The sequence below is a fragment of the Sulfurimonas sp. genome (assembly GCF_041583195.1).
GTDB lineage: Bacteria > Campylobacterota > Campylobacteria > Campylobacterales > Sulfurimonadaceae > Sulfurimonas.
In genome coordinates this window covers 104,014-123,419 of sequence record NZ_JBFHGL010000005.1, presented here as the reverse complement: position 1 = coordinate 123,419, position 19,406 = coordinate 104,014, and the positions used below count along the sequence as shown (strand labels likewise).

General features: G+C 32.0%; 22 protein-coding genes and 1 pseudogene. 17 read left to right on the top strand and 6 right to left on the bottom strand.

From position 1 onward, the window contains the following. Positions 1 to 12: 12 nt before the first annotated feature. Positions 13 to 480 carry a hypothetical protein gene (locus ABZA65_RS06525; protein WP_373071875.1) on the top strand — a complete coding sequence of 156 codons (468 nt, stop codon included), beginning with the start codon at positions 13 to 15 and terminating at the stop codon, positions 478 to 480. Here the strand turns inward: ABZA65_RS06525 and ABZA65_RS06520 are convergent. Further along, positions 473 to 1,663, bottom strand: a complete 1,191-nt coding sequence (locus tag ABZA65_RS06520) for a CCA tRNA nucleotidyltransferase (RefSeq protein WP_373071961.1) — start codon at positions 1,661 to 1,663, stop codon at positions 473 to 475. The two genes, ABZA65_RS06525 and ABZA65_RS06520, sit on opposite strands and share 8 nt — an antisense overlap. Before the next feature lie 143 nt (positions 1,664 to 1,806). On the opposite strand from ABZA65_RS06520, the gene typA reads away from it, so the two are divergent. The 4 genes from typA to ABZA65_RS06500 all read left to right on the top strand — a co-directional run bounded on the left by typA (position 1,807) and on the right by ABZA65_RS06500 (position 5,497). After that, positions 1,807 to 3,609 carry a translational GTPase TypA gene (gene typA, locus ABZA65_RS06515; protein WP_373071873.1) on the top strand — a complete coding sequence of 601 codons (1,803 nt, stop codon included), beginning with the start codon at positions 1,807 to 1,809 and terminating at the stop codon, positions 3,607 to 3,609. A 267-nt stretch (positions 3,610 to 3,876) separates the two neighbouring features. Beyond that, a complete protein-coding gene (locus tag ABZA65_RS06510) occupies positions 3,877 to 4,392 on the top strand; it encodes a hypothetical protein (RefSeq protein ID WP_373071871.1) in 516 nt (171 codons plus the stop codon). Position 4,393: 1 nt separating this feature from the next. Continuing rightward, a complete protein-coding gene (locus ABZA65_RS06505; protein ID WP_373071870.1) occupies positions 4,394 to 4,525 on the top strand; it encodes a hypothetical protein in 132 nt (43 codons plus the stop codon). A gap of 54 nt (positions 4,526 to 4,579) precedes the next feature. Continuing rightward, positions 4,580 to 5,497, top strand: coding sequence for a hypothetical protein (locus ABZA65_RS06500; RefSeq protein WP_373071868.1), 918 nt, complete (start codon positions 4,580 to 4,582; stop codon positions 5,495 to 5,497). A 190-nt stretch (positions 5,498 to 5,687) separates the two neighbouring features. Here ABZA65_RS06500 and ABZA65_RS06495 read toward each other — a convergent pair whose 3' ends face one another. From ABZA65_RS06495 to ABZA65_RS06485, 3 genes and pseudogenes are all read right to left on the bottom strand, one after another. Next, complete coding sequence (locus ABZA65_RS06495; protein ID WP_373071960.1) at positions 5,688 to 6,569, bottom strand: bifunctional methionine sulfoxide reductase B/A protein; 882 nt, start codon at positions 6,567 to 6,569, stop codon at positions 5,688 to 5,690. Positions 6,570 to 6,679: 110 nt separating this feature from the next. Continuing rightward, positions 6,680 to 7,018, bottom strand: a complete 339-nt coding sequence (locus ABZA65_RS06490) for a CZB domain-containing protein (RefSeq protein WP_373071958.1) — start codon at positions 7,016 to 7,018, stop codon at positions 6,680 to 6,682. A gap of 72 nt (positions 7,019 to 7,090) precedes the next feature. Continuing rightward, a pseudogene (locus ABZA65_RS06485) lies at positions 7,091 to 7,603 on the bottom strand (methyl-accepting chemotaxis protein); the annotation flags it as partial. A gap of 396 nt (positions 7,604 to 7,999) precedes the next feature. Here ABZA65_RS06485 and ABZA65_RS06480 point away from each other — a divergent pair. After that, the gene (locus tag ABZA65_RS06480) at positions 8,000 to 9,022 is read left to right on the top strand and encodes a ribonucleotide-diphosphate reductase subunit beta (RefSeq protein WP_373071866.1); all 1,023 of its coding nucleotides are present in this window, start codon (positions 8,000 to 8,002) and stop codon (positions 9,020 to 9,022) included. Here the strand turns inward: ABZA65_RS06480 and ABZA65_RS06475 are convergent. Next, the gene (locus tag ABZA65_RS06475; protein WP_373071864.1) at positions 9,019 to 9,693 is read right to left on the bottom strand and encodes a MerR family transcriptional regulator; all 675 of its coding nucleotides are present in this window, start codon (positions 9,691 to 9,693) and stop codon (positions 9,019 to 9,021) included. The two genes, ABZA65_RS06480 and ABZA65_RS06475, sit on opposite strands and share 4 nt — an antisense overlap. Before the next feature lie 97 nt (positions 9,694 to 9,790). Between ABZA65_RS06475 and ABZA65_RS06470 the strand changes: the two genes are divergently transcribed. From ABZA65_RS06470 to ABZA65_RS06455, 4 genes are read left to right on the top strand one after another with little or no spacing between them, the layout of a single operon-like run. Further along, complete coding sequence (locus ABZA65_RS06470; RefSeq protein ID WP_373071862.1) at positions 9,791 to 10,219, top strand: thioredoxin family protein; 429 nt, start codon at positions 9,791 to 9,793, stop codon at positions 10,217 to 10,219. Beyond that, positions 10,220 to 10,663, top strand: coding sequence for a hypothetical protein (locus ABZA65_RS06465; protein WP_373071860.1), 444 nt, complete (start codon positions 10,220 to 10,222; stop codon positions 10,661 to 10,663). 37 nt (positions 10,664 to 10,700) lie between these two features. Then, positions 10,701 to 11,432, top strand: coding sequence for a carbon-nitrogen hydrolase family protein (locus ABZA65_RS06460; RefSeq protein ID WP_373071858.1), 732 nt, complete (start codon positions 10,701 to 10,703; stop codon positions 11,430 to 11,432). After that, positions 11,425 to 12,063 (top strand): protein-L-isoaspartate(D-aspartate) O-methyltransferase, encoded by a 639-nt coding sequence (locus tag ABZA65_RS06455; protein WP_373071856.1) that lies wholly within the window; start codon positions 11,425 to 11,427, stop codon positions 12,061 to 12,063. The genes ABZA65_RS06460 and ABZA65_RS06455 overlap by 8 nt, the downstream gene beginning before the upstream one ends. On the opposite strand, the gene ABZA65_RS06450 is transcribed toward ABZA65_RS06455, so the two are convergent. Continuing rightward, complete coding sequence (locus ABZA65_RS06450) at positions 12,064 to 12,732, bottom strand: hypothetical protein (protein WP_373071854.1); 669 nt, start codon at positions 12,730 to 12,732, stop codon at positions 12,064 to 12,066. It abuts the gene before it with no gap. A gap of 133 nt (positions 12,733 to 12,865) precedes the next feature. On the opposite strand from ABZA65_RS06450, the gene ABZA65_RS06445 reads away from it, so the two are divergent. The 7 genes from ABZA65_RS06445 to ABZA65_RS06415 all read left to right on the top strand — a co-directional run bounded on the left by ABZA65_RS06445 (position 12,866) and on the right by ABZA65_RS06415 (position 19,358). Continuing rightward, positions 12,866 to 13,696: an FAD-dependent thymidylate synthase gene (locus tag ABZA65_RS06445; RefSeq protein ID WP_373071852.1), complete on the top strand. Its 831-nt coding sequence runs from the start codon at positions 12,866 to 12,868 to the stop codon at positions 13,694 to 13,696. Continuing rightward, on the top strand, positions 13,696 to 13,917 hold the full coding sequence (locus tag ABZA65_RS06440) for a hypothetical protein (RefSeq protein WP_373071850.1): 222 nt from the start codon (positions 13,696 to 13,698) through the stop codon (positions 13,915 to 13,917). Before ABZA65_RS06445 ends, ABZA65_RS06440 begins: the two co-directional genes overlap by 1 nt. Next, on the top strand, positions 13,917 to 15,080 hold the full coding sequence (locus tag ABZA65_RS06435; RefSeq protein WP_373071848.1) for a GGDEF domain-containing protein: 1,164 nt from the start codon (positions 13,917 to 13,919) through the stop codon (positions 15,078 to 15,080). The genes ABZA65_RS06440 and ABZA65_RS06435 overlap by 1 nt, the downstream gene beginning before the upstream one ends. A 120-nt stretch (positions 15,081 to 15,200) precedes the next feature. Continuing rightward, on the top strand, positions 15,201 to 15,713 hold the full coding sequence (locus ABZA65_RS06430) for a PhnA domain-containing protein (RefSeq protein ID WP_373071846.1): 513 nt from the start codon (positions 15,201 to 15,203) through the stop codon (positions 15,711 to 15,713). Between the two features lie 4 nt (positions 15,714 to 15,717). Continuing rightward, complete coding sequence (locus ABZA65_RS06425) at positions 15,718 to 16,815, top strand: deoxyguanosinetriphosphate triphosphohydrolase (RefSeq protein WP_373071844.1); 1,098 nt, start codon at positions 15,718 to 15,720, stop codon at positions 16,813 to 16,815. A 69-nt stretch (positions 16,816 to 16,884) separates the two neighbouring features. Then, positions 16,885 to 17,703, top strand: a complete 819-nt coding sequence (locus ABZA65_RS06420; protein ID WP_373071842.1) for a hypothetical protein — start codon at positions 16,885 to 16,887, stop codon at positions 17,701 to 17,703. A 50-nt stretch (positions 17,704 to 17,753) separates the two neighbouring features. Further along, complete coding sequence (locus tag ABZA65_RS06415) at positions 17,754 to 19,358, top strand: cation:proton antiporter (protein WP_373071840.1); 1,605 nt, start codon at positions 17,754 to 17,756, stop codon at positions 19,356 to 19,358. Positions 19,359 to 19,406 lie beyond the last annotated feature (48 nt).

Here is a 19,406-nt window from a genome sequence, read left to right as displayed (position 1 = left end):
AAGGCCTGAAAAATGGGTATATTTTCCAAAATACTTGGAAACAAGAACACAAACAAAGATTCTAAAAATGAAAAACTATTAGAAAAAATAGAGAAGATGGATCTTAATGATATGAGACTTTATGTTAACGGAAAGTTTAGTGAATTTGAAGTCAGTGAATATGGGTTATCTGAGATATTAAAAAAGATAACTCTTAAAAATGAAAATACAGGACAGTGTTATCTAAAAGAAGATGATATGGACTCTAAAATGAAAAAAGTTTTTGAGTTGGTTATTTTAATATTATCAAATAAAAAGATCAGTATTTATGGACTGGAAATATCTCAAAAGTTTTTAGAAACGTATGAAAAAATTATCAAAAAATATGATAAAGAAAACAAACAGATATATGAAAATAAAATAAAAGAGTCTATAAGTAAGGCTGCTGATAAGATAAACTTTAAATCTGATGTAGCTGATCGAATGCGTACACTCAGTTAAAGAGTTTTAACAGTTGTACCTCGTAGATCATTTGCAATAGAGAGTCAAACTCTTTAGATGGTTTAAATCCCGATTTCATAAGATCTTTACCATGAACTATAGGTTTTATACTATATATTTTTCTAATTATATCCTCAGATATAGACTTGGCTTCTAAGTATATTTTTAATGTGTTTGTATCTATATCTTTTAAAATTTTATATTTTAGAGTGTTATCAAAATCCTTTTTATCAATACTTTCTAAATAAGAATCAATATGGTGCAGATAGTCTATAGTTTTTAAAGTTGTTTTTTTATTTATTATTTTATTTAAAAAACTTTGTTTTGCGTTTTCTTCCATCTTATAACATAACAGTGCTAACACTACTGCTATGTTAGTAGCGTTATCTAACTTTGTTTTATCAACACTGTCTATATATTTTAACTTAATATGCCAGTCAGATTCTGACATATTTAGTTCACTAAAGTATATAAACCCATTCACGTCTTTTAAAAAATTTAGACCTATGGATATATGTTTTGCCTTTAAAAAAAGCTTTTTAAACTCTTCATATATTCTCTCTCTTGGTAGTTCATCTAAAAGATTATTTTCACACATTTTAGAAGCTGCATCTATTAGTTCGTAATCCGGTTTTAATTCAAATCTAGCACAAAACTGCATAGCTCTTAGAACTCTTAAAGGATCTTCTATAAATGTTTCTTGGCTTACCATTTTTAATTTTTTTTGTTTTAAATCTTCTAATCCTCCAAAAGGATCTAATATTTTTTTATTAAATATATCAAAACCTATAGCATTGATCGTAAAATCTCTTCTTGAGCTTGCTTTATGAAAAGATATGTCCGAATATGTGTCTACTTCAAAGCCAGTATGACCTGAAGATACTTTATTGTCAGTTCTTGGAAGAGAGAAGTCAATATCTAAATCATCAACTTTTAGTTTGATAACTCCGAAATTTTTGCCATTTAGATTTGGATTACCAAATTCACATAAAATATTTTGAAGTTGTTCGAAAGACTCGGCATTGTATAGTTCTATGTCTATATCTTTTGTCAGACGTTTAGAGCTTTTTTCATATTTATTAAAAAAATAGTCTCTAACATACCCGCCTACAATAACGGGTTTAATATTATATTTTTGCAATTTATCAAAGATAATATCTAATTTATTTGGATATTCAATCATATATGCCACTTTTTAGCTGAAAAATAATATTTTTAGAGTTATATTTATTTTTCCTTAATATTCAACAATTATACCATTAGTTTTACAAGAATATAACATTTATTTGGGTATAATCGCGAAAAATTTATCTCAGGAACTTTGCAATGCAAAAGATTAGAAATATTGCTGTTATCGCACACGTTGACCATGGAAAAACTACATTGGTTGATGGACTGTTAGAGCAGTCTGGAACATTTGGTGATCATGAGCAACATGATGAACGTGCTATGGATAGTAATGATTTAGAAAAAGAGCGTGGTATTACGATTCTTTCAAAAAATACTGCTATTCGTTATAAAGATCACAAGATCAACATTATTGACACTCCGGGTCACGCCGATTTTGGTGGTGAGGTTGAGCGTGTATTAAAAATGGTTGATGGTGTGTTAGTGTTAGTGGATGCATACGAAGGTGTTATGCCGCAAACAAAATTCGTTGTTAAGAAAATGTTATCGATGGGTAAAAAACCTATCGTTGTTATCAATAAGATAGATAAACCTTCAGCTGATCCAGATCGTGTTGTTGATGAGATGTTTGACCTTTTTGCAGATATGGATGCAACTGATGATCAACAAGACTTCCCTGTTATCTATGCTGCTGCTCGTGATGGTATTGCAAAATTAGATATGGATGAAGAGGGTGGAGATTTCCAATGTATCTTCGAAACTATTTTAGAGCATATCCCTGAACCAGAAGGTAGTAAAGATAACCCTGCTCAAGCACAGGTATTTACACTTGACTATGATAACTATGTTGGTAAGATCGGTATTAGCCGTATTTTCAACGGTACTATCAAAAAAGGTGATAATGTTGTTCTTGCAAAAGCTGATGGTGAGTTTGTAAAAGGTCGTATCACTAAGCTTATTGGTTTCCACGGTCTTAACCGTATGGAGATTGAAGAGGCTGAAGCTGGTGATATCGTTGCTATGGCTGGTTTAGAGACTATTGACGTTGGTGACACTATTTGTGATCCTGTTAATCCTGTAGCACTTGATCCAATGCACATTGAAGAGCCAACTTTAACAGTTGTATTCTCAGTTAACGATTCTCCACTTGCAGGTCAAGAGGGTAAACACGTTACATCTAACAAGATCAAAGACAGACTTGATTCTGAGATGAACACTAACGTTGCTATGAAATATGAAGTTGTTGGTGAGGGTAAATTTAAAGTTTCAGGTCGTGGTGAGCTTCAAATTACTGTTCTTGCTGAGAATATGCGTCGTGAAGGTTTTGAGTTTGGTATTTCTCGTCCAGAGGTTATCAGAAAAGAGATCGAAGGCGTTAAATGTGAGCCGTTTGAGCACTTAGTAATTGACGTTCCTGAAGATCTAGGCGGTACAGTTATCGAGCGTCTTGGTAAGCGTAAAGCTGAGATGAAATCAATGGTTCCAATGGGTCAAGGTTTCCAACGTATAGAGTTTGAGATCCCTGCTCGTTCATTAATCGGTTTCCGTGGACAGTTCTTAACTGACACTAAAGGTGAAGGTGTAATGAACCACTCATTCATCGAATACCGTCCATTCAGCGGTGAAGTTGAATCTCGCCAATATGGTGCTTTAATTTCAAGTGAAAACGGTGAAGCAGTAGCATACTCAATCTTTAACTTACAAGCACGTGGTGTTATGTATGTAAAACCTCAGACAAAAGTTTATGAGGGTATGATTATCGGTGAGCACGCAAAAAGCAATGACTTAACTGTTAACCCGATCAAAGGTAAGCAACAATCGAACGTTCGTTCATCTGGTGCTGATGATGCTATTAAACTTGTTCCACCACGTGACATGTCTTTAGAGCGTGCACTAGAGTGGATCGAGGATGATGAACTTCTTGAGATTACTCCTGAGAATATTCGTATTCGTAAAAAATTCCTTACTGAAACTGAGCGTAAACGCGCTTCTAGAAAATAGTTTTTATACTACAAACTAGTTGCACCTCTTTCGAGGTGTAACTAACTAAACTCATCTCTTTTTTCATCATACACTTCTAAAAAATTAAATGACAAAATGTACATTGGTATTTTAAAGATTTTATGCTTTTTGGCCAAAACATGCTACATTGCAATGAAAACATAATTTAAATTAACATTTTTAGTGTTCATATATTTATATAATATCAAGCTAATCTATATATAATGTTCGTTGAATAAATAATTATATACTAAAAGGGACATTTATATGAGTGTTGATAGTGAAAAATATAAACTTCTTTTTGAATATCAAAAGAACCAATTTGATGAAGAAGTTAATAGGTATAGACGCCTTGAAGAAAAAGCATTAAAATATTTAAGTGCTATTACATTTGCTTTGGGTGCTTATTTATTTTTAATCAGACAAATTATTGAAGGAATAATTCCACCTAATAATTTATTAGAATGGTTAATAATACTATCTGTTGCTATTACTTTTATTTGCTTTTTATCTTCATGGAGTTTAGTTTTTAGAGCTATTAAACTTTCAGATATTGTAAAAATGCCATCTGATGATAAGATAATATCGTATTTTAAAAAAAATACAAAAGAAACAGTCTACCTTGGACTAAGTAAAAGGTATTCTGAAGCAATAAAAAAAGTTGAAGAAAACTATAGTAAGAAATTAGATTTTGTGCAAAAAGCATATACTGATATTAGTGGTACTATTTGGACATTATCTATATCAATTGTGTTAATATTAATTTTAGAATGGAGTAAATGATATGAGTGAAGAATATAAAAATGAAGATGATAATCAAGAAGAAGTCCCGCCAGAAGTGGATGCACCAGAACTAACAATAACTATGGAAAGCGATGAGTCTTATTTAGAGCAACCAACTCAAGAAGAAGACTAAGTATATAACAAATATTTCTCAACTTAAACGTTAAATAAAAGATGGACTAAAAAGATGGCAAAAACAAATAATGGAATTTCATTAACAATCATGGGATTATTTATAGCCTTACTAGGTGTAATTATTCCAATTGCATGGGATTTATGGAATTCTTCTGCTGAAGTTACGTTAACTATAGATAGGACTGCAACAATTGTAGAGAAAAAAAGTAATGTAGAGAAATTACAAATTCTTTATGGAGGAAGACAGGTTGATTCATTATCAAAAACATCTTTTGAAATCAAGAATACTGGAAGAAAAGCTGTAACTGTTGATGAGTTAATTTCTAATCCAAAAATTACTCTAAAAGAGGGAAATATTCTTGAAGCTGAAATAGTAAAAAGTAGCCCTGAGAATATAGATAAAAATATTGTTATTGATGAAAAGTCTATTTCACTAGAGTTTAAACTATTAAATCCAGGAGATCTAATAGTATTTTCAATCCTTTCAGATGTTAAAGACCCAGAATTTATTTCTTCTGCAAGAATTAAAAATGTAAGAGACTTAAAAACAATGAAAGCGGAAGAACAAGTAACAATAAACGGAAATGTTGGATTCTTAGTATATCTTGTTGGTATATTTTCAATGTTATTTCTACTAGTTTTCTTTGCACTTCTATGGGAGGCTCCAAAATTAAAGAAGCAGTTATTAGCAATAAAACGTGGTGAAACTCCATTGCACAAAGGAGAATCTATAGAAGTTATATTTTCATATATTGATCTTGATCTTTCTATGCTAACGACTGTAAAACGAAAAAGGCTAAAAGAATCTATTCCAAGTGGTATAGATAGATTAAATGATATAGAAACGAAAAAACTGATTTCTGAAGTCAGTGCAATGTTAACTAGCGAGTCTCCTATAGGGGGAGCAATCGTTTCATTAATATTAGCTGCACTTGGTGGATGGTATGTGTATAGTTCTGTTTTTGTGTAGCATTTAACAAAATTTTAGAGAGAAATAAATTACCCTGCGGCCAATTTATTTCTCAACTTAAACGTTAAATTTCTAAAACTCTAGTAGTTTCAAAGATTACACCCTAGGGTGTAACCAAAGTCTCTCTATGGTAATTTCTCGGGCTTCATATTTTTTTCAAAATACGAGCTCCAGAAATTACAGACTTTGGTCAAAACCTTTTAACATATCCGTGACAATAAGGTAGTGAGCCTTTTTTATTGTAATAGTTCTGGTGTGATTCATCAGCCTGATAAAACTCGTCCGCATCTTTTACCATTGTAACTACATCGTAACCTTTTGATTTCAATTCTTTGATCAGCTCATTTATAGTCTCACGCTCGCGATCGTTATTTACAAATATAGCTGATAAATACTGTGCACCAATGTCTGGTCCCTGACCGTTTTCTTGAGTAGGGTCATGGATCTCAAAGAAAGTCTTGGCTAACTGTTTGTAAGATACTTTTGATTTGTCATATATAACTTCAACAGTCTCCAAGTGCCCTGTATCAGTCCTTACAACCTCATAGTAAGTTGGGTTTTTTACATGTCCACCCATAAAACCAGAGATCACCTCTTTTACACCTTCGATCTGTTGCATATAATACTCAACGCCCCAGAAACATCCACCTGCAAAGTATGCTTTTGCCATATTTGGATCAGCTTGTGTTTCTTCAAAGTCTATAGAGACTGAGTTTACACAGTGGCGTGTATTTTTTCTTGTAAAATTCTCACCTTCAAATACATGTCCTAAGTGTCCGCCGCATTTTGCACAAACGATCTCTACACGTCTGCCATCAGCATCTGGTACACGTTTAACAGCGCCTTCAATTTCATCATCAAAACTAGGCCAGCCGCAGTTTGAATTGAACTTGTCATCTGATTTGTACAGAGGTGTACCGCATAGTTTACATTTGTAGATACCGTGTTTTTTATTATCTAGATAAAGCCCTGTATATGGATGTTCAGTTGCTTTGTTGACAATTACATTGTATTCAAGTTCACTCAGTGAATCAGCTTTTTGTTGGTAAGGTTTTAAATCTATTGCTTGCATTGTAGTAAATAGCAGTATGAAAAATATTATAACTTTCATACCGTCTCCTTTTTAAATATATGAGGGATTATTTTAGTATGAAAGTTTTAAATAAAAAATTATTAGTTTATTTAATCTTTATCATGAAGAATTTTATCAAGTATTTTAAATACCTCGTCACTACCTTTCTCCATCTCATCAAAAGCAGCTTTTAGTTTGTTGGTATCTGGATTTTCCTGAGCAATTAGATCAAATACTTTGTGGGTACCATTATGGACAATGGCATGAGGAGCTTCCAATTCTTTATAATGTTCAGTATGTGCGAAATTTGTTTTTCCATCACCCTCTTCATACCATTTACCTAAGCGGCAATTGTGATGATCTACAAATTTGAACTGTTCTTCTCTTGTTGTAGCTGAATAGTAAGTATTTACTTTCCATAAAATATGATCTAGTTTTGCTAAAGACATAAATACTCTATCTGTTGTATAGTGCATATCTTTGAAAGTTGATTCTATTTCAGCAGAGTTTTCTTGAAGTGATTCATCTAGTTCACTTATAAGTTGGTTTGATCCGTTTACTCCGTTTTGAACATGCTTAAATTGTTCGCTCATGCTATCAACATCCTGTTTCATTGACTGAAGTGATATGTTAATCTCAGAAACTGCTTTATCTGTTCTGTCTGCAAGTTTACGTACTTCATCTGCAACTACGGCAAATCCACGACCGTGTTCACCTGCACGAGCTGCTTCGATCGCAGCATTTAAGGCTAGAAGATTAGTTTGATCAGATATATCTTTAATAAGTGTTAATATACCTGTGATCTCTTCAGTTCTAGAAGATAATCCTTCAACTGTATGTACAGATTCATCAGATAACTCATTTAACTGATCAAGAGTTGATACTATCTCTTTTGTTTTATTTGATACGTTTGTTATGTTTTGAACAAGCTCCTCAGATCTACCTACACTTAGTTTAGATGATTCAACAGACTCGGCAAGATTACTTTGAACGTCAACTATATTTGCTTTTAAATGCAGGTTTTGAGATGACATAAGTTTATCTGAAATGCTATCTGAAACTTTAGAATCTTGCTTTTTAATTTGTTCTTCTAGAGTGTTTATTTTTTCTAAAAGTTCTTTGTTCTCATTTTGTAATGCTTTTTTTTCATCTATTAAGAGAGTGTATTCTCTTAAAGGTACCCCTTTTTCCCCAAATAAGCCCATAACATCATCCTTTGTGATAATTTTGTGATAAAACAATACAACGTAATAAAACATAAAAATTATATCTCAATATTAGCAGAATTTATATAAAAGTACAAAATTTAGACACTCAAAATAGATTAGTTGATTAACTTTTATTTTGTAAAGCTTATTCAAATAATTGGAGAGATATAATGATAAACTTTGAATTAAAACAAAAACTATTTTGTTATAAGGAAACCTTGCATGGATAGAAAAAAAATATATAACCCTGAATCAAAAGAGAATGTAAACGAAAGAAGAATATTTGGCGGAAATCCGACAGGTATTTTTGAGCTTAATAATATTAAATACCAATGGGCTTATAATCTGTGGGAAGTTATGTTAAACAACACTTGGTTCCCTAAAGAAGTAGATATGACTAAAGATGTTAATGATTATAAAAACCTTACAGCTCCTGAAAAAGACGCTTATGATAAGGCTCTTTCACAACTGATCTTTATGGATTCACTGCAAACTAATAATCTAATCGATAATGTAAATCCGTATGTAACATCACCGGAGATCAACCTTATTCTTGTTCGCCAGTCTTTTGAAGAAGCTCTACATTCACAGTCTTATGCGGTTATGGTTGATTCTATCTCTACAAATTCTGAAGAGATCTATGATCTATGGCGTAAAGATATGATGCTTAAGACTAAAAATGACGCAATTTTCCGTACATATGACAAATTATCGCTTGAACCTACAGAGCACAACTTTGTAAAAGCTTGTTTTGCAAATCAGATTTTAGAGGGTATATACTTTTACAGCGGTTTTACTTATATATATACGCTTGCACGTTCAGGAAAAATGCTAGGATCTGCTCAAATGATCCGTTTTATCCAAAGAGATGAAGTTACTCACTTAGTGCTATTTAAAAACCTTATAAATACACTTAGAAAAGAGAGACCTGATCTATTTACTCAGCAGTTAAAAGATGAAGTTATAGAGATGTTTAAAGAAGCGGTTGATCTTGAAATTAAATGGGGTCAATATATAACTCAAGGTCAAATACTAGGTCTTACAAATGAAATAGTTGAACAATATATTAAATATTTAGCTGATGATAGACTGGAATCTGTTGGATTTGAAAAATTATACAATGTATCAAACCCAATCAAGTGGGTTGATGACTTTGCTAAGTTTAATGATCAAAAAACTAATTTCTTTGAAGGTACTGTAAGTAACTATTCAAAAGGATCACTTTCTTTTGATGATGATTTCTAAGAAATCTCATCTTTTATAGTTTTATATAAAGTTTTATATGTATAACGGCTAAAGATATATTCTTTAGCGTTAAACAATGTATCAAACATAATTTTCCATAATGTAGAAAAATTTTCATCATCTCTTACAGCACATAGTTTTGACTGCATTTGCTGTTCAATCTCCGCTAATTCTTTTGCATGAGAGACATAATTTTTAATCAGATCGTAATCAATTCCTACGTCTGCAAAGTTTTCTATCATTCTAATTATAGATGCTTCTTTTTCCGTATAATCATCTTCACTTACAGGTAATAATATTCCATCATCAAGTAGTTGATCTACAAGAGTAATGTCAAAATCATAAAAATTTATAAACTCATTTTTTGTATAGTGTGTACTTCCTGCAGGTATGTTTAGTAAAGTCTGCATCAAAGGTGCAAGCATGGTAAAAGAACTGGAAATTGATTTATTTTTATTTTGAAGTGCTAGTTTGATCTGCTCATTTGTGCTGCCGATCTCATTTTGCATATATTTGATATATTTTATAAGTTCTAAATGTTCATCATTATATCTATGCACATTAGATTTGATTTTTTTTGCTTCAGGAAGCAGACCCTCTCTAATGTAGTAAAGTATAGTAGATTTGGGAACGTTTGTCAGTGCAACCAGTTCAGATATTTTGTATGCCAAGTATAAACCTTCTTAATATTTATATAAGAATTATAACTTATAATTTTAAACGTTAAGTTAAACTTTACGTTTTTAAAATTTAAATAGATGGATGTTTATGAAAAAGTTACTTTTATTAATAATGATATGTGCAGGTTTATTTGGTGCAAATGTAGATGAATATGCCAAGAGTGAGGGGTTTGAACGTGATTATAAAACGGCTTTAAATAAGGCTAAAGCTACAAATAAACCTCTTATGATGGTTTTGGGAGCTGATTATTGCCCATGGTGCCGTAAGTTTGAGCGTAAGACTCTAAGTTCACAAGAGGTGAAGAGTTATCTAGACAAAAACATCGTTACTTTAGTAGTAGATAAAAAGTTTGATATTGAGACTTTCCCAAAGGAGTTTCAGACGTCTATGACTCCTAGAGTGTTTTTTATAGATCCAAAAACGGGAAAAGATTTTTTCCAAACAGCAGGTTATATTAAAAAGAAAGAGTTTATGAAAAACCTTGCAGAAGTTAAAACACTATATAAAGGTAAATAGATGAAATACTTACTATCATTATTATTAGCTTGTTCATTATATGGTGCAGGTTTTTGGACTCTAAGCGGTTTAGATAAAACTAATACTATATATGTTGCGAACAAACTTGCTTATTTAAAAGCCTCAACAGTTGAAACTATAAAAGCAAAGATCAAAAAAGCTTTAGAAGATAACGGTGTAAAAGTAGGTATGCAAGATGCACCGTCTATGATGCTGTCTTTAGAGGAAAAAGAGGGTGATGAAGTTTATTATGTATATATAAAACTTGAACTAGGTGAAGAAGTAAAAACATTTAGAAAAGACGGCACTGAAACTTTCGCTATAACTTATCAAGCGACAGATTTTATAGAGGTAGATGCCACAGAGTTAGATGCGTTAGTTTTGGAAAGTGTTGATTATCTGTTGGCTAAGTTTAGTGAGCAGTATGAGGAAGATAAAGAATAAATAATTAAAGTTTTTAAAGATATAATTCATAAAAACAATGGAGAATATCATTAAAAACTTATGCTCACTCTCTTTTGTAACCACAAGCGATTATGAAAAAAATCTACAAACCTTACTCGATCTTGTAAAACAAACACAAACAGACTCAATTATTTTAGCTCCTGAAGTTTGTCTAACTGGTTTTGATTATGAGAACCTTGAAGAGGCATGTGAATTTGCAGCTACTGCCAAAGAGGCAATAAAAAATATATCTAAGAACAAAACAGTCGTAGTAACTATTATAGAGAAGAAAAACTCTAATATATATAATATTGCTAATGTTTTTAAAGATGGTGAGATAGTCCATACTCAGGCAAAAAGCAAACTTTTCAAACTTGGAGATGAGCATAAATACATGGCACCAGGCAGTGAAGATGATATAAAAATCTTTGAGATAGATGGCATTAAGATCGGAATACTTATTTGTTTCGAACTTCGTTTTAAAGCACTTTGGCAAAAGCTCGAGGGTGCAGATATCATAATGGTACCTGCATGGTGGGGAAAACTACGAAGTGGGAATTTTAAAACACTAACAAGCGCACTTGCAGTTATAAATCAGTGTTATGTTATTGCGAGTGATTCAGAAAATAAAGATTGCTCTGGACATATTGGTATTACAACACCTTTTGGAGAAGTATTGAAAAAAGGGAATAACCATTGCTTAAGTGCAGAATATAATCCTAAAGAGATTAAGAAAATGAGAAAATATTTGGATGTAGGTATTGGATAGAATAACGGCGACAAAGACAAGACGTCTAGCAGATGAATGTGACAAAATTTTTAAACTAAGTGAACAAGTAAAAGAGGCTATAGCAAAAACAAACAGAGAGATATTTGTTCCAAGCGGATTTACACATAGTGCATATAAACTAGATGCACTTCCCCTAGGATCAGCGCAGTGGATCAGCTCTCCTTTGACTGTTGCAAAAATGAGTGAGTACTTAGAAGCAAAAGGTGCCGATAGAGTTTTAGAAGTTGGTTGTGGAAGCGGTTATCAGGCTGCTGTACTTTCACATATGTTTCGCGGCGTATTTACTGTAGAGCGCATAGAGTCTCTAGCTACTCAGGCAAAGCAAAAATTTAAAGATCTATCTATTCACAATGTTCATGTACGCACAGACGATGGGCAAAACGGATGGATTCAATATGCACCGTACGATAGAATACTTTTCTCAGCTACAGCAAAAGAGATACCTCTAAAACTTTTCGATCAACTAAGTGATGGCGGAATTATAGTAGCGCCAATGCAAAAAGATAACAAACAGGTTATAACCCGTTTTAGAAAAGTCGGTGACAATATTATGAGCGAAGAACTTGAAGAGTGTGATTTTGTACCCGTACTTAACGGAGTCCAAAAGTAGTTAAAGTTTGATAGGGTTTAAAAACTCCATTTTGGCTTTTATTTTATAAGATAGCGGTTTTAGTCTTTTTATATTTTCATACTCTACACTTTTGTATGCAATACTGATTTCATCAAAGTACATTTTATATTCATCTAGATATGCAAATAATGGTTCTTCGATCTCTTCATCAAGGTAAAGCTCTGTAATATTATCAACTATAATTTTCCAGTTCTTATAAAAGTTTTTTTCTAACTCTTCATCTGGTTTTTTTACATATCTGTTTTTTATCTTATTAAGTCTATACCAAGCTCTTATTATTGGTCTATAACCTATACTAGATATTTTTTTATCAAAACTATATTGGTTGTATGCTGAGTTTTTGTAGTGTTTTTTAAAGTTTGGTGCTTTTGTATGTAGTTTTTTGTATAAACCATTTATTATTTTTGCATATGTTTGCAAATCTTCTTGAAGTGCTTGTTTTTCTTTCTGGCTGATATCCAATTTTTGTACATGATCGATAGTTGACTCTATACCGTTTCTGTATTCGTCATATCTATGATAGTTTCCTCTTTTAACTACTGCATTAGCTGCACTGATATTTTGTTTAAAACTATCCAACATAGTATTTTGTTTTGTATCTGCATTTAAAGTAAATATAGTTAGCAGTAAAAAAATTAAAACTTTCATTTTTAACTCCATATATTTTTTGAAATGATAAACTGTATAGATTACTTAGATGTTACTATAAAATTACATTTTGGATATAAATCCTTTTAAGCCAAATATGGTAAAATTCATTCATCTTATGTGGAGTGGTTTGATGGAAATAGTAGAAGAATACGGCATAAAATATTCAAAACCTGAGGTTGTTTTACTTCAAGACACGGGTATCGGTGTAGCTGAGAGTGCAGCTAGGACTTGTTATGATTCATTCTCAAACTCTGAGAACGATGTTATAAAAGATATAGAAAACTCTATGCCTACATCAGAAATGTGTAACGATATCAACTCTATAGAAGAATCTAAACTTTTAGATGATCTTGCCTGGACATATTTCCACCACTCTATACTAGAACATGCCAATCTTTCTTTTTTAGTTCGAGGTACAAGCCGTGGGGTACTGCAAGAACATGCACGCCACCGTATACAGGCAATAAGTGTTAGAAGTACGCGTTATACTATGAGTTCGGTTATAAATGCTTATGTAGCTGCACGCGGAAATAAAGAGTTTTTTATAAAAAAAGTTCTAGGTTTTGATATGTTTGTTACATGTGACAGAGATTATAACCGTTTAGAGATTGGTGCAATGTTTGACAAGTTAGCATATCAGCAGAGTGTAGTTGATAATTTTTATGAGATTTCTGTTGCAAAGAGTTCGTTATCTTTATTGGATGAGATAAAAGATTCGTCAGAACTTTATGATGCACTTGAAGAGGGAAAGAAAAAACGTAACGTAGGCGATGCTTTTAAACACATAATCAGCGATAATGTAAAAGTTGATATGGTTGTAACATTTAATCTTAGAAGTCTAAAAAATTATTTTACGCTTCGTGACAGTGGAGCTGCATTTTTTCAAATTCGTTGGCTTGCAGAAGAGATGAAAAAAGCTACACCGAAAAAATATTTAGATTTAATAGTAAAGAGTAAATAATGAAAATAACAATTTTAACAAGTATAGTTTTTGCATTTATTTTAGGTGGATGCTCATACTTCACATTTAACGCTACTATGTGTGATCAAATAGCATCTGATCCTCATGCAACGATACCTAAAGAGTGTAGGGTTTATAACGAAGAAGAAGCTGAAAAAGCATTTCATAAAACTGACAAAACAAAACTCAAAGATGAAGAGAGCGTGGAGTTCAATAAGTAGTGAACTCTCTTAAGTCGATAGCTGTTAACTTAGCTATACCGCTATTAGTTGCAACTGTTTTTGCACTTTTAACTTACTATCAAAATAAAATTCCAAGTTTTCTGCTTGGGATAACTCCATATATTTTTTACATACTAAGTGCCATAGTTTTATTTATATCTTGGCACTTTAATAGAAATAGATTTTTATTTGTAGTGTTTCCTCTTGTATTTATATACATGGGTTTTGAATTTCTTTCACCTCCTAAAGCTACACTTTTATTTAAATATATGACATTGGTTTTTCCTGCACACCTGCTACTTTTTTTATTTTTGTCGGAACGTGGTCTTTTAAGTGTATGGGGTTATTTGAAAATAGCTTTCATAGCTTTTGAAGTTGGAATTGTTTTTTGGTTTATACAAAATCCAAGCGAAGCTATACTGGATATTTTTAAAATAAAAATATTTGCATTTAACGCTTATCCCCTTAGTGATATCAGTCTTGTGCTTGGCTTATTTATACTGTTTGTTATTGTAGTATTAGTTATGTTTAACCATTTTTTGATGTATAACACTGCTTTTTTAGTTATTTTAATTTCATTTTATATGACACTGTATTTTGTAAGAGTTGATTATGCTATTGAGCTTGGCTTCATAGCTATAACACTGATTATTTTGGTATTACTGATACGTGAAGCTTACAGGCTTGCATTTTATGATGAGCTCACATCACTTCCGGGCAGACGTGCATTGATCGAAGATATGGCAAAACTGGGTCGTAAATACACATTGGCAATGTGTGACATAGATCACTTTAAAAAGTTTAACGACACCTACGGGCACGATACGGGTGATGAAGTTTTAAAGATGGTGGCTTCCAAACTGGCTAACGTTAGCGGTGGAGGAAAGGCATATCGTTACGGGGGTGAAGAGTTTACACTTCTGTTTCCTTCAAAAGATCTTGACGAATCTTATATCCATGCAGATACTTTAAGAGAAAATATCGCAAAAACACCATTTAGTGTTAGAAATAAAAAAAGTGCCAAGAAGATCTTTATAAATATATCTGTAGGGATAGTCAAAAACTCTAAAAACGACAAGGACCCGTTTGCTACGATGAAAAGAGCTGACAACGCATTATATAAAGCAAAAAAGGCAGGAAGAAACACAGTTATAAAAGCTTAGATGCCAAATAGGGTATAATTCGATAAAATTTTAAAAAAATACTGTAAATATAATGTTTTTACGGCTAAATGTTTTTTAAACATTTACTCGTCAAAACTATTTGCATCATAAAGGAAAAAAATGAAAGATATATGTGATTTATGCGGAAGTTCTGAAGGTTTGGTAGAGTATAAAATAGAACCATCAGATGCAACGGTAACTTTATGCTCAAATTGTAATTCTCAAATCACAAGCGGTGAACTAGATGAGAACCACTTTAACTGTTTAAATGATTCTATGTGGAGTGAGGACTCTAACACAAAAGTGTTAAGCTATATTCTTCTTACTAAACTTGGTCGTCAAGATATGGTAGATATGATGTATTTAGAAGAAGATGAACAAAAAATGGCTGAACAGGCTATATCTGCAGAGTCAAGTAAACTTGTGTATAAAGATGCAAACGGAGTTGAACTTCAAGCTGGAGATACTGTAGTTATTACAAAAGATCTAGATGTTAAAGGAACAGGTTTTACTGCAAAGCGCGGTACAGCTGTTAGAAATATCGGTCTTGTTCCTGGTGATGACAAACATATAGAAGGTCGCGTGAACGGTGTGAAGATTCACATCCTTACTCAATATCTAAAAAAATCATAATCTCATGAAACCAAGTGATCGCTTCTTTAAAATAGATAAAGATTTTCGCAATCCTTATGCAAGAGATAGAGACAGAGTTATTCACTCTGGTAGTTTTAGAAAACTAGAGTATAAAACACAAGTTTTTCTAAACCATGAGGGTGACTTTTTTCGTACACGTCTAACACACTCTATAGAGGTTAGTCAGATTGCCCGCTCTATCACATCTGATCTCGGGCTTAACGAATCTTTAGCAGAAGCGATAGCACTCTCACATGATCTGGGACATACACCTTTTGGTCATGTTGGAGGCGACACTCTGGATGAGTGTCTAAAGGCTGATGGTTTTAAAAACGGTTTTGAGCATAACTTTCAATCTTTTCGTGTAGTATCAAAACTTGAAAAGCGCTACAAAAACTTCGATGGATTAAATCTTACATTTGCTACACTAGAGGGTATATTAAAACATTCATACCCATACAATAAATCTTTTTTACCACAAAGCATAGATGATATGTTCAACCTAAATACTCACCCCTCAATAGAAGCTATGATAGTTGATCGTGCAGATGAGATCGCATATATAAGTCACGATATAGATGATGGTGTAAACTCTGGTTTAATAACATTTGATGATCTTAAAGAGAGTGAACTTGCATGTGAGATCTTAGAAAAAGTTGAGGCTGAGGGGATAGACGAATCTGAAGAAGAGATGTTCAGATACCGCTTTAGTTCACATATGATCAACCACCTTGTATACTCTTTGCTTGATTACTCAAGAGACAAGGTGGACAACTCAGAGGTTTTTGCAGCTACATTTGATGCAAAAGATGAGATCCCGATAGGTTTTGATTTGGCACTTGAGACTAAGATAAAAAAACTGAAAAAACTACTTCATCAAAAAATGTATCATCACAAAAAGATTGTTAGAAAGATGTATGCAGGTAAGCAGGCTGTTGAGGGTATATATAAAGCTTTGATGGATGAAGAGAAAATGCTTCCAAAGTATTATTATATGCAGTTAGATACAAGAGACAAGCATAGAGTAATAGCAGACTATATAGCATCAATGAGCGATAGATATGCACTAAGTTTTTATAACGAGATTTACGGAAGAGTTTAAAATCATTAAAACTATTTAAGTTAAAAAATATTATAATCTAATATTATAATATCTCATTAGGAAATGAATTTGAATAGATGTAGTTTGTCAAGGCAATTGGTACTGGATAAGGATTTAAAAATCTTCGGTTTTGAATGGCTTTTTAAAGACCTTTTTCAAGACGGTGAGGTAAATGCCAGATATGCTACGAGTTATTTGGCTCTTGCTCTTCTCAATAGAACAAAAAACAGTTTTATAGATGAGAACTCAAAAATCTTTTTAAATATCGATACTAAGTTTTTAGCAAGTGGGCTTATAGAGTTTTTGCCTAAAGATAATTTTGTATTTGATATATCTTTAGATGATGTTGAGATGGATGTAATACACCATATGAGAAGTTTAGGATATCAATTTTCTTTAGACAATCTGGACTTTAGCTCAGGCTGGAGAAAACAAATTTCATCTAATATAAAAGAGTTTACATATTTAAAAGTCATTGCTTCAACACTAGACGAAAATGATATGGAAGATATAAAACTCTTACAAGAATCCCATACGATAATTGCACATAAGGTTGAGAACAAAACATCTTTAGAGGTTATGAAAAACTTGGGAATAGAACATTTTCAAGGTTATTATATATCTGAACCAATAAATATGACTATTGAGATGGTAGAACTATCAAAAAACAGTGTCCACGGTATATATAAGTTACTGCAAGCTTCTACAAGCAAGCATGAGTTGGCAGAGTATATAGAACAACATGAAGATCTGAAATATTACTTTTTAAGTTATTGTGAAAATTTTAATTTCGAAAGTGACAGCACGTATGATCTTATTAGTGAACTAGGAATTACAAGCTTTTCAAACTGGGTTTTAATGTTAGTGTATTCAAAAGTGGCTGTTTAATAAGCAGACCTTCAAACTACAAAATAGATTAAATCCTATATAATAAGATCATGGAAACTTTACTTTTAGCAATTTTTGCCACCATATTTTTAGCTACATTGATGAATATTATATTTAAAAGATATAACGTATCACACGTTGTAGGCTATATATTCACAGGGATCATAATTAGCTACCTTTTTGATTTTAATACTACTAAAATTGATGCTTTAAACTTGATCGCCGAGTTTGGTATAGTATTTTTAATGTTCACAATCGGGTTAGAGCTTAGTTTTGAGAAAATTAAAAAGATGAAAGACACACTGTTTGTAGCCGGTGCCCTTCAGATGATCTTTAACACTGCTTTATTTTTTATATTTTGTTTTTATATCTTTGGACTTGATTCTCAGACATCTATAATAATATCTTTGGCATTTTCTCTATCTTCAACTGCCATTATTATGCCTTATTTGCAAGAATCTAAAGATATTGTTACCCCTTATGGTAAAAAAGTTGTGGGAATTTTGATTTTCCAAGATCTAGCAGTGATTCCGATTCTTCTTTTGATAAGTTTTTTATCTCATGGTGCAGATATCTCTATAACAGAGATTATTTTAAAAACAGTTATAGCTCTTGTTTTTATAACTTTGTTTGTTTTTTATGTAGGTGATAAGATAGTTGAAGCGATGTTAAAGTTTGCTGCCAATACACAGCTAGAAGAGATCTTTTTAGGTGCAATATTCACAATTGTAATAGGTATGTCAATACTAACTCACGAGATAGGATTTACATACTCTATGGGAGCATTTTTGGCTGGTGTTCTTATAGCCGATACGAAGTACAACATCAAAGTTGAATCAGATATCTTGAGTTATAAGAACTTACTTTTGGGAGTATTCTTTTTTAGTGTTGGTACGAAGATAGATATGGTTTATCTTTTATCAAACCTTCACAAAGTTGTTTTGTTATTTATACTTGTTATGATAATAAAAACTGTAATAATCTATTTCATTATAAAAAGAAAGAGTGATAAAAACACCTCTGTCAAAACTGCTCTTGCACTATCTCAAGTGAGTGGATTTGGTTTTGTAGTTCTTGATATGGCTTCATCAAATCAGTTGATTAATGCAGATCTTGCAAACCTTTTACTCATAATAATCTTTCTAACTATGATTGTTAGTCCATTTATTCTGACTAATATTTATAAAATATCTTCATATTTTGAAAAAGAGTTCTACGAAGCAGACGTTATTACACCAATTGATAAACAAAAACACATCATAATTGCAGGATTTGGTACTCTTGGTAGAAGCGTAGCAAAAGAACTTAAAGAAAAAGATATAGATTTTATTATTATTTCTGACAACTTACAGCATGTACTTAAAGCTAGAAAAATAGGCTACATGGCATATTTTGGGCACCTGAATAAACTTCCGGTTATGGAGTCTTTAAAAGTAGAAGAGAGCTCGAGTGTTATTGTAACCGTGCAGAGTGAGCATCAAAAAATACTTATTATAGATGCTCTGAAAGATTATTTCAAAGATGCAAACATTGTAGTAAAAGTTGATTCTGATGAAGAAAACAGCTATCTGAACAAAACTAAAGATGTTGAAATAGTTGATTCCAATTATGAACTATCTTCAAAACTTGTTGAGCTTTCATTAAAACATAAATAAAAGTTTTTGTTATATTATAAAAATAAGTATAATACATGAATTGAAGTT